The following is a 13442-nucleotide window of genomic DNA, read 5'->3' as shown; positions in this document are numbered from 1 at the left end:
CGATGAGCCAGGATTGGGAAGCAGGGCGACTGGACAGCGATCTCGACGGCGTGGGCTTCGATACCCTGGCCGTGCGCGCCGGGCAGCATCGTGGCCCGGAGGGTGAGCATGGCGAGGCCATGTTCCTCACCTCCAGCTACGTGTTCCGCAGCGCCGCCGATGCCGCCGCGCGCTTTGCCGGCGAAGTGCCGGGCAACGTCTATTCGCGCTACACCAACCCCACAGTGCGCGCCTTCGAGGAGCGCATCGCGGCTCTGGAAGGCGCCGAACAGGCGGTGGCCACCGCCTCCGGCATGGCGGCGATCCTGGCCATCGTCATGAGCCTGTGCAGCGCCGGTGACCATGTGCTGGTGTCGCGCAGCGTGTTCGGCTCGACCATCAGCCTGTTCGAGCGCTACCTGAAGCGTTTCGGCGTGCAGGTCGACTACCCGCCGCTGGCCGACCTGGCGGCCTGGGAGGCGGCGTTCAAGCCCAATACCAAGCTGCTGTTCGTCGAGTCACCGTCCAATCCGCTGGCCGAGCTGGTGGATATCGCTGCTCTGGCGGAGATCGCCCATGCCCGCGACGCGCTGCTGGTGGTGGACAACTGCTTCTGCACCCCGGCGCTGCAGCAGCCGCTGAAGCTGGGGGCGGACATCATCATGCACTCGGCGACCAAGTACATCGACGGCCAGGGCCGTGGCCTGGGTGGCGTGGTGGCCGGGCGCAAGGCGCAGATGGAGGCGATCGTCGGCTTCCTGCGTACTGCCGGGCCGACCCTCAGCCCGTTCAATGCCTGGATGTTCCTCAAGGGCCTGGAAACCCTGCGCGTGCGCATGCAGGCCCATTGCGCCAGCGCCCTAGAACTGGCGCAGTGGCTGGAGCAGCAGCCGGGCATCGAGCATGTCTACTATGCCGGCCTGCCCAGCCATCCGCAGTACGAGCTGGCCAAGCGCCAGCAGAGCGGCTTCGGCGCGGTGGTCAGTTTCGAGGTCAAGGGTGGCAAGGAAGCGGCCTGGCGCTTTATCGACGCGACGAAGGTCATCTCGATCACCACCAACCTGGGTGATACCAAGACCACCATCGCCCACCCAGCCACCACCTCCCACGGCCGTCTGTCGCCGCAGGAACGGGCCAATGCCGGTATCCGCGACAACCTGATCCGGGTGGCAGTGGGCCTGGAAGATATCCTCGACCTCAAGGCCGATCTGGCCCGCGGCCTGGCCGTGCTCTGAGGTGGTGGCTGCCCGGCGGGCAAACCGCCGGGCAGGTTGCGGGTGCGCAGTGGTCTAGGCTTGGTTGAACAACCATCAAGCCAGGTGCGCCCATGAACCTCATCCTGTTCCTGATTATCGGTGCCGTTGCCGGCTGGATCGCCGGCAAGCTGCTGCGTGGCGGCGGTTTCGGCCTGCTCGGCAACCTGGTGGTCGGCATTGTCGGCGCGGTGATCGGCGGCCACCTGTTCAGCTATCTCGGCGTGTCGGCCGGTGGCGGGCTGATCGGTTCGCTGGTCACCGCGGTGATCGGTGCGCTGGTGCTGCTGGTGCTCGTCGGCCTGATCAAGAAGGCCTGAATCCGCCCGCTCCCGATCAGGGGAGCGGGCAAGCGTTGCGCCGGATTACGGCTGCGGGCGCAGGTCGATGGCCGGCTCGGCGCCGTCCCTGGGGTCGAACAGGCGCTGCGGATCGCTGGGCAACAGGCCCGGCTCGTCGCCGATGGGCTGGCTGAGCACGCGGATATCGCTGTACTTCTTGTTGCTCAGGTTAGCCAGGCCGTTGGCGTCGCGGACTACCGCCGGGCGCAGGAACACCATCAGGTTGCGCTTGACGTGGGTGTCTTCGGTGGAGCGGAACAGCCGCCCGAGCAGGGGGATGTCGCCGAGAATCGGCACTTTCGAGTCGGTGCGGGTGACGTCGTCCTGGATCAGGCCGCCCAGCACGATGACCTGGCCGTCATTGGCCAGGATGGTGCTCTTGATCGAGCGCTTGTTGGTGATCACGTCGGACACCGTGACGTTGGCCGGGGAGGGCACCAGCGAGGAGATCTCCTGCTCGATCTCCAGGCGCAGGGTGGCGCCTTCGTTGATGTGCGGGGTGACCTTGAGCGTCACGCCGATGTCCTGGCGCTCGATGGTGGTGAAGGGGTTGCTCGCGCCATCGGTGGAGGTGGTGTAGGAGCCGGTCTGGAACGGCACGTTCTGCCCCACCAGGATTTCCGCCTTCTGGTTGTCCAGGGTCAGCAGGGTCGGCGTGGACAGCAGGTTGCTCTTGCTGTTGGACGACAGCGCGGTGATCAGCGCGCCGAAGTCGCTGTTGCCAATGCCGATGATGGCGCCATTGGGCAGCGGCGTCGGGAGCTTCTGGTCCTGCAGCGCGCCGAGAAAGGTGCCGATCGACAGGCCGGTATTGTTGAAGTTGACCCCGCCGATGCCGTCGCTGCCCTTGGCGGCCCACTGCACGCCCAGGGCGTCGCGGATGTCGCCGGAAATCTCGACGATGGCGGCCTCGACCAGTACCTGGGCGCGCGGCACGTCGAGCTGGCGGACGATGTCCTCGAGCATGCTCACCGTCTCCGGATCGGCCAGGATTACCAGGGCGTTGAGGCTTTCGTCGGCGCGGATCAGCATCTGCTTGGGCTTGCCGCTGCCGCCTTCCGCGCTGCCTTCGGCGGATTTCAGGCTTTCGCTGATTTCGCCGAGGGTTTCCGCCAGGGTCTTGGCATCGTTGTGACGCAGGCGGATCACCCGGGTGTTGGCCGAGCGCGAGGATGGCGTGTCGATGGATTTGGCCAGGGCCAGCATCTTCGCCCGGGCTTCGGCCGGGCCGAGCAGGAGCAGGCGGTTGGTGCGGCTGTCGGCGACCACCTGGGTGGCGCTGGCGGTGCCCTTGGCCTGGCCGCGGTTGAGGGTGTTGTTGAGCACCTCGGCGGCGTCCATCACCCAGGCGTGGCGCATGTCGTAGACCGTGTAGTCCTGCTGGTTGGCCTGGTCCAGCTGGCGCACCAGTTGCTCGATGCGGGCGATATTGGCCGGGCGGTCGCTGATGATCAGCGCGTTGGCCGAGGCCACGGCGGCCAGGTGGCCGTATTGCGGCACCAGCGGGCGAATCAGCGGGATCAGCTCGGTCACGGAGTTCTGTTGCACCTGCAGCACGCGGGTTTCCAGGGTGTTGGCCGTGCCTGCGGCGGAGCCGTCGGCCCTGGCCTCGGCGTTGGGCACGATGCGCGCCTGGTCGTCCTCGGCGATGACCGAGAAACCGTGGGTACTCATCACCGAGAGAAACAGCTGATAGACCTCGCTCAGGCCCAGCGGCGCTTGCGACATCACCGTGACCTGGCCCTTCACGCGCGGGTCGATGACAAAGGTCTGCCCGCTGATGCTGGACACCTGCTCGATGAAGTCGCGGATATCCGCATCCTTCATGTTGATGGTCCAGCTTTCCCCTTGCTGGCTGCTCGCGCCCGCGGTGATGGCCGCCTGGGCTGGCGGCAGAGGGGCGCCCAGGCAGCTGATGGCCAGCAGCAGGGCGAGGGGCAGGTGTTTCGGCGGCACGCGTTTCGAGTGGGTCATGGCTTGGCTTCGGTCACTTCGGTCGCTTCGGTGGGGGCCGCGGGGGCACCCTCGTCTTCCATTTGTTGGCGGAGAGTCGCTATGCGCTGCTGCAGAAGCTGGACATCCTCGTCCTGCAGTTGCTCATGCTGTTGGTCGCTGATCGGCGGCTGAGTCACCGGCTGGGCGCTGCGCGGCGTGGCGGTTGACGTGCGCAGGCGGGGGAAATGCAGGCTTTCCTCGCGGCCGTTGCGGCTGAGTACCACGTGGTCCTGGTGCACGGCCTGCAGGCGCACGCCGGCATTGAGCGGCTCGCCGACGGTCAGGCGCTGGGGTTTGCCGCCGGCGACCTGGATGATCGCCGTGGAGCGCTGGCTGTCCGGGTTGACGAAGCTGCCCAGCAGGGTCAGCTGCAGGCTGGTCGGCGGCGCGGGCTGGTCGCCGCGCGCCTGCAGGGGCGTGCCGAACAGGTCTTGCAGGGCGTCGAGGGCGAGCTGTGCCTGGGGCGCGACAGGCGCGGCGGCGGGGGCGGGTGGCGTGGCGCGCAGCAGGCGTGCGAGGTCCAGGGCCTGCCACGAGAGGCTCTGGCTCATGGCGATGACCACGAGTATGCACAGGCCCGTCACACCATGGCGACGCAGCCAGCCAGGAACGCGGGTGCCCGTTGCACTCAATGCTTCACTCCCCCAATGACTTTCTTATTGTTTGTCGCCTGGCGCTGCATCCAGCGTGCGCCGACGCGGCCCGTCATGCGCGGGCCGCGCCAACCATACCGCAAGTCTCGGCGCTGTGCGCTATCGCCAGGCGGGGCGGCAATCGCCGCCGCCATCGTGTCGAGCGGCCGGCAAGCCCGCTGGCTCCTGCGCTGCGGGCGTCTGGCGGGCGCGGCAGGCGTGCCAGGTCCGGCGAATTTGCTGCTAAAAGCGTGATCTGTTTCAGACTTCACCGGCATCTGGTCGCTATCATCGGCCGCCAAGCGCTTTCCGTTCAACAATAAAAACAAGCCTGACGGATCCCTGCCATGGAAGACCGCACGCCGTCCTCCGCCATTGCTCCCGGTTTTGCCCGGGAGCCATTGCTGGAGCTGCTCCGCCACTGCGAACAGTTTCCCCTGACGCTGCTGCTGGCCCCCGCCGGCTCGGGCAAGTCCACCTTGCTGGCCCACTGGCGGGCCGGCGAGCCCCGTCGCACTGTGGTCTATTACCCGTTGCAGGCGCGTGACAACGAGCCGGTGCGCTTCTTTCGCCGCCTGGCCGAGATCATCCGCGGCCAGGTCGAAGACTTCGATATTTCCTGGTTCAACCCCTTCGCCACCGAGATGCACCAGGCCCCCGAGGTGGTGGGCGAGTACCTGGCCGATGCTCTGGAACGCATCACCGGCGGCCTGTACATCGTCCTCGACGATTTCCAGTACATCGATCAGCCGACCATTCTCGACGCGCTCTCGGCCATGCTCGAGCGGCTGCCAGACGGCGTGCGGGTGATCCTTGCCAGCCGCAATCATCCGGGTTTTCCCCTGAGCCGGCTGAAACTGGAGAACAAGCTGCTGTGCATCGACCAGCACGACCTACGCCTGTCTGCCGCGCAGATCCAGGAGCTCAACGCTCACCTGGGCGGGCCGAGCCTCAGCCAGGCCTATGTCGACAGCCTGATGGCCATGACCGAGGGCTGGGTCGCCGGGGTCAAGGTGGCCCTGCTGGCCTACGCGCGCTTCGGCACCATCGCCCTGGAGCGCTTCAGCGGCAGCCAGCCGGAGATCGTCGACTACTTCGGCCATGTGGTGCTCAAGCGCCTGTCGCCGCACCTGCGCGATTTCTTCCTGTGCAGCGCGATCTTCGAGCGCTTCGATGGCGAGCTCTGCGACCGCGTGCTGCAGCGCAGCGGCTCGGCGCTGCTGCTGGAGGATATCGCCGGGCGCGAGCTGTTCATGCTGCCGGTCGAGCATCAGCCCGGCTGGTATCGCTACCACGCGCTGTTGCACGACTTCCTCGGCAAGCGCCTGGCGGTCGAGCAGCCGCAGCGCATCGGCCCGCTCAACCGGCGTGCGGCACAGTGCCTGCAGCAACGCGGCGACCTCGACCAGGCCCTGCAGCACGCCCAGCGCGGCGATGAGCCGCTGCTGTTTCGCTCCATGCTGGAAGACGCCTGCGAGCAGTGGGTGCGCTCCGGGCACTTCGCCGAGGTGCTCAAGTGGCTGGAGCCGCTGCGCGAGGCCGAGCTGTTCGCCAGCCCGCGCCTGCTGGTGCCGATGATCTACGCCCTGACCCTGTCGCGGCGCTTCCACCAGGCACGCTACTGCCTGGACGAGCTGGTCGCCCGCGCCAGCCGCGAGCCGGCGGTGGATGCGCCGACCCGGCAACTGCTGGCGCTGAATCTGGAGCTGTTCCAGTTCGATCTCGGCTTCACCCCCGGCGAGCGCTGGTCCGACCTGCTGGCGCCGGGCGTGCCGCCGGAGGTGCGCGCGCTGGCGCTGACCATCCTCTCCTACCACCACCTGCTCAATGCCCGGTTGCAGCAGGCCAGCCACATGGCGCTGGAGGCCAAGGCGCTGCTGGGGCAGACCGGGCAGAGCTTTCTGGAAAGCTATGCCGACCTGATCATCGCCCTGTGCAACCGCAACGCCTGCCGCGCCACCAGCGCGCGCAAGGATGTCTACCACGACTACCAGCGCACCGAGCGCTCGTCGCCGGCCTGGGTCAACCGGGCCACGGCCATGGTGGTGGCGCTCTACGAACAGAACCAGCTGGGCGCAGCCCAGCAGCTGTGCGAGGACCTGATGGCGGTGGTGACCTCGTCTTCGGCCACCGAGACCATCGCCACCGTGCATATCACCCTGTCGCGCCTGCTCTATCGGCGCCAGTCTGATGGCCGCGCCGGGCGCCTGCTGGAGCAGCTGTCGCGCATCCTGCAGCTGGGCAACTACGCCCGTTTCGCCAGCCAGGTGGCGCAGGAAAGCATGCGCCAGGCCTTTCTCGCCGGCCGCACGGCGGCCCTGGATGCCCTGGCCCAGCGCCTGGGCATCGAGGCACGGCTGGCGGCGGGGGAGTGGGAGCGGGCGCGGCCCTACGACGAATGCTGGGAGCGCTATGGCCTGGCCGCCGTGTACTGGCTGGTGCAGCGCGGCGCCCAGCCGCGCGCCTGCCGCCTGCTCAAGGTGCTCGCCGAGTCATTGCGGCGCAGCGAGATGAAGGCGCGCACCCTGGTGGTCGAGGCCAACCTGCTGGTGCTCAGCGCACCGCAACTGGGCAAGGACGAGCAGCTGCGCGCGCTGCTGCAACTGGTGCAGCACTACGGCATCGTCAACATCAACCGTTCGGTGTTCGACGAGGCGCCCGGCTTCGCTGAAGCGGTACTCGGCCTGCTGCAGTCGGGGCAGCTGGACGTGCCGGAAAAGTACCGCGAGACCTATGCCGAGTTCCTCCTGGCCGAGAGCACGGCGCCGGCTCCCGTGCAGGACCTGGCCAGCCTGCTGACCGGCAAGGAGGTGGAGATCTTCGACTGCCTGCTCAGTGGCCTGTCCAACACGGAAATCAGCGCGCGTATGGGCATCGCCCTGTCCACTACCAAGTGGCACCTGAAGAACATCTACTCGAAGCTGAATTTCTCCAGCCGTACCGAAGCGATCCTCAGCCAGCACCCGCGCAGCTGATCACCGCGACCAGCGGCAGGCGAATCGGCGCTTTCCCCTCCCAGGGAGGGGGGGAGGGGCTGGCGCAAATCCCTACTCTCCCGGCAGCCGGAAAAACCGGCCCCCAGCCGTAACTACTACAAGAAAAATCGGGAGATATAGCCATGTCTGTTTGGGTCACATGGCCGAGTCTGGTCAAGCTCGGCACCCTGGGCATTTATGCCGGCCTGATCACGCTCGCGCTCGAGCGCGATGTGCTGTTCAAGAACAACCTGTTCGACGTCGACAACCTGCCGGCTGCCAACGCCAACCTCATCTGTGATGCGCGCAGTCAGGGCGCACGCACCGAGGATGGTACCTGTAACATCCTCGCCAATCCGGCCGAAGGCTCGGTCTATCGGCGTTTCGGGCGCAACGTCGACCCGACTGTCACCTATGGTGAAACCGAAGCAGACACCCTGCTCAGCCCCAACCCGCGTGAAGTCAGTAACCTGCTGATGGCCCGCGGCGAGTTCAAGCCGGCGCCGAGTCTCAACTTCATCGCCGCCTCGTGGATCCAGTTCATGGTCCATGATTGGGTCGACCACGGCCCTAACGCCGAAGACAACCCGATCCAGATTCCGCTGCCGGCCGGCGACTCCTTCGGCAGCGGCGCGCTGTCGGTGCGCCGCACCCAGCTCGACCCGACCCGCACCGCCGCCGAAGCCGGCAAGCCGCAGACCTACCGCAACCACAACACTCACTGGTGGGACGGCTCGCAGCTGTACGGCAGCAGCAAGGAAGCCAACGACGAAGTGCGTTCCTTCGTCGACGGCAAGCTGAAGATCAATGCCGATGGCACCCTGCCGCGCGACCTGTTCAGCGGCAAGCCGATCACCGGGTTCAACGAGAACTGGTGGGTCGGTCTGAGCATGCTGCACCAGCTGTTCACCAAGGAACACAACGCCATCGCCAGCATGCTCAAGCAGAAGTACCCGAGCCAGAGCGACCAGTGGCTGTACGACCACGCGCGCCTGGTCAACTCGGCGCTGATGGCCAAGATCCACACCGTGGAATGGACTCCGGCGGTGATCGCCAACCCGGTCACCGAGCGCGCCATGTACGCCAACTGGTGGGGCCTGCTGGGCTCCGGGCCGAACCGCGACAAGTACCAGGAAGAGGCGCGCATGCTGCAGGAGGACCTGGCCAGCTCCAACTCCTTCGTTCTGCGCATCCTCGGCATCGACGGCGATCAGGCCGGCAGCTCGGCTATCGACCATGCCCTGGCCGGCATCGTCGGTTCGACCAACCCGAACAACTACGGCGTGCCCTACACCCTCACCGAGGAGTTCGTCGCCGTCTACCGCATGCACCCGCTGATGCGCGACAAGGTGGATGTCTACGACATCGGCTCGAACCAGATCGCCCACTCGATCCCGCTGCCGGACACCCGTGACCGCGACGCCGAGAACCTGCTGTCCAGCGAAAGCCCGGAGCGCCTGTGGTACTCCTTCGGCATCACCAACCCGGGTTCCCTGACCCTCAACAACTACCCGAACTTCCTGCGCAACCTGTCGATTCCGCTGGTCGGCAACATCGACCTGGCGACCATCGACGTGCTGCGCGACCGTGAGCGTGGCGTGCCGCGCTACAACGAGTTCCGCCGCGAGATCGGCCTCAACCCGATCACCAAGTTCGAGGACCTGACCAGCGATGCGGCCACCCTGGCCAACCTCAAGCGCGTCTACGGCAACGACATCGAGAAGATCGACACCCTGGTCGGCATGCTCGCCGAAACCGTGCGCCCGGACGGCTTCGCCTTCGGCGAGACGGCCTTCCAGATCTTCATCATGAACGCCTCGCGCCGCCTGATGACCGACCGTTTCTACACCAAGGACTACCGCCCGGAGATCTACACCGCCGAAGGCCTGGCCTGGGTGGAAAACACCACCATGGTCGACGTGCTCAAGCGCCACAATCCGCAGCTCGACAGCAGCCTGCTGGGCGTGGACAACGCCTTCAAGCCCTGGGGCCTGAACATCCCGGCCGACTACGAGAACTGGCCGGCCCAGGCCAAGCAGGACAACCTGTGGGTCAACGGCGCGCTGCGTACCCAGTACGCCGAAGGCCAGCTGCCGGCCATCCCGCCGGTGGACGTCGGTGGCCTGATCGGCTCGGTGCTGTGGAAGAAGGTGCAGGAGCGCACCGACGTCGCCCCGGTAGGCCATCAGAAGGCCATGCACCCCAACGGCGTGATGGCCAAGGTCAAGTTCATTGCGGTTCCGGGCAACCCCTACACCGGCCTGTTCCAGGGCGCCGACAGCGGCCTGCTGCGCCTGTCGGTGGCCGGTGACCCGGCACAGAACGGCTTCCAGCCGGGGCTGGCGTGGAAGGCCTTCGTCAACGGCCAGCCGTCGCAGAACGTCTCCGCGCTGGTCAGCCTCAGCGGCCAGGGCAGCAACTACAACTTCTTCGCCAACGAGCTGTCGCAGTACGTGGTGCCGGAAGTCAACGACACCCTGGGCACCACCATCCTGTTCTCGGCGGTGAGCCTGAAGCCGACCCTGCTGCGGGTCGACGACTTCGCCGAGGTCACCCAGAACGGTCAGGCGGTGGCCACGCCCAAGGCGCCGACCCAGCTCTACTTCGTGCCGAAAAGCGAGCTGCGCAGCCTGTTCTCCACGGCCGCCCATGACTTCCGCACGGATCTGGCCACGCTGACCAGCGGCACCAAGCTGTACGATGTGTACGCCACCTCGATGGAGATCAAGACCTCGCTCATTCCGTCCATCAGCCGCAGCTACGCCCAGCAGCGCCGCAGCAGTGCGGTGAAGGTCGGCGAGCTGGAGCTGACCTCGCCGCTGATCGCCTCGGCGTTCGGTGACAGCGGGGTGTTCTTCAAGCACCAGCGCCACGAAGACAAGTAATCCGGCGGCGCAATCCGCCCAGTAGCACCAGGCCCCGGCTCATGCCGGGGCCTTTTTTATCCCGCGTCGTTCTGTGACTGCCCGCACTGTCGCGACAAAGCGCCGCTGCGGGCCTTTATTTTTCCAGCGAATCCGTTAACTTGGCCGCTCTGCTGCGCCACATAACAATAAGAACAGATGGAATCCCTTACTCAGGAACGGGTCCGCGCATGTCCAGCGATATTCACGCCGCGTTAGCGGCTCCGGCAGTGGTGCCGCTGCGCCCGCTGCCCTTCGCCTTTGCCAAACGCCATGGCGTGCTGCTGCGCGAAGACGCCGGCCAGGTCAGCCTGTGCCTGCGTGAAGGCGCGAGCCTGGCCGCCCTGCAGGAGGCCCAGCGCTTCGCCCGCCAGGTGCTGGCGCTGCACTGGCTGAGCCCGGCCGAATTCGAACAGGCGCTGACCAGCGCCTACCAGCGCGATTCCTCGGAAGTGCGTCTGATGGCCGAAGGCCTGGGCGCCGAACTGGACCTGGCCAGCCTGGCGGAAATGACCCCCGAATCCGGCGACCTGCTGGAGCAGGAAGACGACGCACCGATCATCCGCCTGATCAACGCCATCCTCGGCGAGGCGATCAAGGCCGGCGCCTCCGACATCCACCTGGAAACCTTCGAGAAACGCCTGGTGGTGCGCTTCCGGGTCGACGGCATCCTCCGCGAAGTGATTGAGCCACGCCGCGAGCTGGCCGCCTTGCTGGTCTCAAGGGTCAAGGTCATGGCCCGGCTGGACATCGCCGAGAAGCGCGTGCCGCAGGACGGGCGTATCTCGCTCAAGGTGGCGGGGCGCGAAGTCGATATCCGCGTCTCCACCTTGCCCTCGGCCAACGGCGAGCGGGTGGTGCTGCGCCTGCTCGACAAGCAGGCCGGTCGCCTGTCGCTCACCCACCTGGGCATGAGCGAGCGCGACCGCCGCCTGCTCGACGAAAACCTGCGCAAGCCCCACGGCATTCTGCTGGTCACCGGCCCCACCGGCTCGGGCAAGACCACCACGCTGTACGCCGGGCTGGTCACCCTGAACGACCGCACGCGCAATATCCTCACCGTCGAAGACCCGATCGAGTACTACCTCGAAGGCATCGGCCAGACCCAGGTCAACCCGCGCGTCGACATGACCTTCGCCCGCGGCCTGCGCGCCATCCTCCGGCAGGACCCGGACGTGGTGATGGTCGGCGAGATCCGCGACCAGGAAACCGCCGACATCGCCGTGCAGGCCTCGCTCACCGGCCACCTGGTGCTCTCGACCCTGCACACCAACAGCGCGGTAGGCGCGGTCACCCGCCTGGTCGACATGGGCGTCGAGCCGTTCCTGCTGTCTTCCTCCTTGCTCGGCGTGCTGGCCCAGCGCCTGGTGCGTGTGCTCTGCCCGCACTGCCGCGAGGCGCGTCCGGCCGACGCGGCCGAATGCAGCCTGCTCGGCCTCGACCCGCAGGCCGCACCGACCATCTACCACGCCCAGGGCTGCAGCGAATGCCACCAGCAGGGCTACCGCGGGCGTACCGGCATCTACGAGCTGGTGATCTTCGACGAGCAGATGCGCAGCCTGGTGCACAACGGCGCCGGCGAGCAGGAACTGACCCGCCACGCCCGCAGCCTCGGCCCCGGTATCCGCGAAGATGGCCGGCGCAAGGTGCTGGAAGGGGTGACCACCCTGGAAGAAGTGCTGCGCGTCACGCGGGAAGACTGATGGCTAGGAAAGACTGATGGCCGCCTTCGAATATATCGCCCTCGACGCCAAGGGCCGCCAGCAGAAAGGCGTCCTGGAAGCCGACAGCGCCCGCCAGGTGCGCCAGCTGCTGCGCGAGAAACAGCTGGCGCCGCTGCAGGTGGAGGCCATGCGCAGCCGCGAGCCACCGCAGGGCAGTGGTTTCAGCCTGCGCCGCGGCCTGGCTGCGCGCGACCTGGCCCTGGTCACCCGCCAACTGGCGACCCTGATCAGCGCCGCACTGCCGATCGAGGAAGCCTTGCGCGCCGCCGCCGCACAGTCGCGCCAGCCGCGCATCCAGTCGATGCTGCTGGCCGTGCGCGCCCGCGTACTCGAAGGTCACGGCCTGGCCGCCAGCCTGGCGGCGTTTCCGGCGGCCTTTCCGGAGCTGTACCGCGCCACCGTGGCCGCCGGCGAGCATGCCGGGCACCTGGGCCCGGTGCTGGAGCAGCTGGCCGACTACACCGAGCAACGCCAGCAGTCGCGGCAGAAGGTGCAGCTGGCGCTGCTCTATCCGCTGATTCTGATGATCACCTCGCTGATCATCGTCGGCTTCCTGCTCGGCTACGTGGTGCCGGACGTGGTGCGGGTGTTCATCGATTCCGGGCAGACCCTGCCGGCGCTGACCCGCGGCCTGATTCTGGTCAGCGAGCTGGTCAAGGGCTGGGGCGCACTGGCGCTGATCCTCATCGTGCTCGGCGTGCTGGGCTTTCGCCGGGCGCTGCGCGAGGAGGGCATGCGCCAGCGCTGGCATGGCTTCGTCCTGCGCGTACCGCTGGTCGGTGGGCTGGTCCGCGCCACCGAGACCGCGCGCTTTGCCTCGACCCTGGCGATTCTGGTGCGCAGCGGCGTGCCGCTGGTCGAGGCACTGGCGATTGGCAGCGAAGTGGTGGTCAACCGGGTGATCCGTGGCGACGTGATCCAGGCCACCCAACGTGTGCGCGAAGGTGGCAGCCTGTCACGGGCGTTGGAGGCCAGCCGGCAGTTCCCGCCGATGATGCTGCACATGATCGCCAGCGGCGAACGCTCCGGCGAACTTGACCAGATGCTGGCGCGCACCGCGCGCAATCAGGAAAACGACCTGGCGGCCACCATCGGCCTGCTGGTGGGGCTGTTCGAGCCGTTCATGCTGGTCTTCATGGGGGCGGTGGTGCTGGTGATCGTGCTGGCCATCCTCCTGCCGATTCTTTCTCTGAACCAACTGGTGGGTTGAAAACGATGCGCAAGCAGAAGGGCTTCACGCTGATTGAAATCATGGTGGTGGTGGTGATCCTCGGCATCCTCGCCGCGCTGGTGGTGCCGCAGGTGATGGGCCGGCCGGACCAGGCCAAGGTCACCGTGGCACAGAACGACATCCGCGCCATCGGCGCCGCGCTGGACATGTACAAGCTGGACAACCAGAACTACCCGAGCACCCAGCAGGGCCTCGAAGCCCTGGTGAAGAAGCCCAGCGGCAACCCGCCGGCGAAGAACTGGAATGCCGAGGGCTACCTGAAGAAGCTGCCGGTCGACCCGTGGGGCAACACCTACCTGTATTTGGCGCCGGGCACCCGCGGCAAGATCGACCTCTACTCCCTGGGCGCCGACGGCCAGGAAGGCGGCGAGGGCGGCGACGCCGATATCGGCAACTGGGATCTCTGATT

Annotated in this window: 9 protein-coding genes; 7 read left to right on the top strand and 2 right to left on the bottom strand. The window is 67.0% G+C overall.

What is annotated here, in order from left to right; translation table 11 throughout:
• Positions 1-2: 2 nt before the first annotated feature.
• Both F3I16_RS19280 and F3I16_RS19275 read left to right on the top strand, forming a co-directional pair.
• Positions 3-1214, top strand: a complete 1212-nt coding sequence (locus F3I16_RS19280) for an O-succinylhomoserine sulfhydrylase (protein WP_160495147.1) — start codon at positions 3-5, stop codon at positions 1212-1214.
• Between the two features lie 92 nt (positions 1215-1306).
• Entirely contained in the window at positions 1307-1552 is a 246-nt protein-coding gene (locus F3I16_RS19275) for a GlsB/YeaQ/YmgE family stress response membrane protein (protein ID WP_160495146.1), read from the top strand.
• Between the two features lie 45 nt (positions 1553-1597).
• Here F3I16_RS19275 and gspD read toward each other — a convergent pair whose 3' ends face one another.
• Both gspD and F3I16_RS19265 read right to left on the bottom strand, forming a co-directional pair.
• The gene (gene gspD / locus F3I16_RS19270; protein ID WP_160495145.1) at positions 1598-3547 is read right to left on the bottom strand and encodes a type II secretion system secretin GspD; all 1950 of its coding nucleotides are present in this window, start codon (positions 3545-3547) and stop codon (positions 1598-1600) included.
• The gene (locus F3I16_RS19265; RefSeq protein ID WP_372239663.1) at positions 3544-4131 is read right to left on the bottom strand and encodes a type II secretion system protein N; all 588 of its coding nucleotides are present in this window, start codon (positions 4129-4131) and stop codon (positions 3544-3546) included. The genes gspD and F3I16_RS19265 overlap by 4 nt, the downstream gene beginning before the upstream one ends.
• A gap of 416 nt (positions 4132-4547) precedes the next feature.
• On the opposite strand from F3I16_RS19265, the gene F3I16_RS19260 reads away from it, so the two are divergent.
• From F3I16_RS19260 to gspG, 5 genes are all read left to right on the top strand, one after another.
• Complete coding sequence (locus tag F3I16_RS19260; protein ID WP_160495143.1) at positions 4548-7175, top strand: LuxR C-terminal-related transcriptional regulator; 2628 nt, start codon at positions 4548-4550, stop codon at positions 7173-7175.
• A gap of 143 nt (positions 7176-7318) precedes the next feature.
• Positions 7319-10060, top strand: coding sequence for a peroxidase family protein (locus tag F3I16_RS19255; protein WP_160495142.1), 2742 nt, complete (start codon positions 7319-7321; stop codon positions 10058-10060).
• 209 nt (positions 10061-10269) lie between these two features.
• Positions 10270-11781 carry a type II secretion system ATPase GspE gene (gene gspE, locus F3I16_RS19250; RefSeq protein ID WP_160495141.1) on the top strand — a complete coding sequence of 504 codons (1512 nt, stop codon included), beginning with the start codon at positions 10270-10272 and terminating at the stop codon, positions 11779-11781.
• Positions 11782-11797: 16 nt separating this feature from the next.
• A complete protein-coding gene (xcpS, locus tag F3I16_RS19245; protein ID WP_160495140.1) occupies positions 11798-13012 on the top strand; it encodes a GspF family T2SS innner membrane protein variant XcpS in 1215 nt (404 codons plus the stop codon).
• A gap of 5 nt (positions 13013-13017) precedes the next feature.
• Positions 13018-13440, top strand: coding sequence for a type II secretion system major pseudopilin GspG (gene gspG, locus F3I16_RS19240; RefSeq protein WP_160495139.1), 423 nt, complete (start codon positions 13018-13020; stop codon positions 13438-13440).
• Positions 13441-13442: the final 2 nt, after the last annotated feature.

The organism is Pseudomonas sp. L-22-4S-12 (assembly GCF_009799935.1).
GTDB lineage: Bacteria > Pseudomonadota > Gammaproteobacteria > Pseudomonadales > Pseudomonadaceae > Aquipseudomonas.
Note: the sequence above shows the minus strand (reverse complement) of the source record. Positions and strands in the feature narration are given on the sequence as shown.

Bases quoted from the DNA above. Each gene is read 5' to 3' on its own strand.
- F3I16_RS19280 (WP_160495147.1), top strand. From the start codon at position 3: ATGAGCCAGGATTGGGAAGCAGGGCGACTGGACAGCGATCTCGACGGC.
- F3I16_RS19275 (WP_160495146.1), top strand. From the start codon at position 1,307: ATGAACCTCATCCTGTTCCTGATTATCGGTGCCGTTGCCGGCTGGATC.
- gspD (WP_160495145.1), bottom strand. From the start codon at position 3,547: ATGACCCACTCGAAACGCGTGCCGCCGAAACACCTGCCCCTCGCCCTG.
- F3I16_RS19260 (WP_160495143.1), top strand. From the start codon at position 4,548: ATGGAAGACCGCACGCCGTCCTCCGCCATTGCTCCCGGTTTTGCCCGG.
- F3I16_RS19255 (WP_160495142.1), top strand. From the start codon at position 7,319: ATGTCTGTTTGGGTCACATGGCCGAGTCTGGTCAAGCTCGGCACCCTG.
- gspE (WP_160495141.1), top strand. From the start codon at position 10,270: ATGTCCAGCGATATTCACGCCGCGTTAGCGGCTCCGGCAGTGGTGCCG.
- xcpS (WP_160495140.1), top strand. From the start codon at position 11,798: ATGGCCGCCTTCGAATATATCGCCCTCGACGCCAAGGGCCGCCAGCAG.
- gspG (WP_160495139.1), top strand. From the start codon at position 13,018: ATGCGCAAGCAGAAGGGCTTCACGCTGATTGAAATCATGGTGGTGGTG.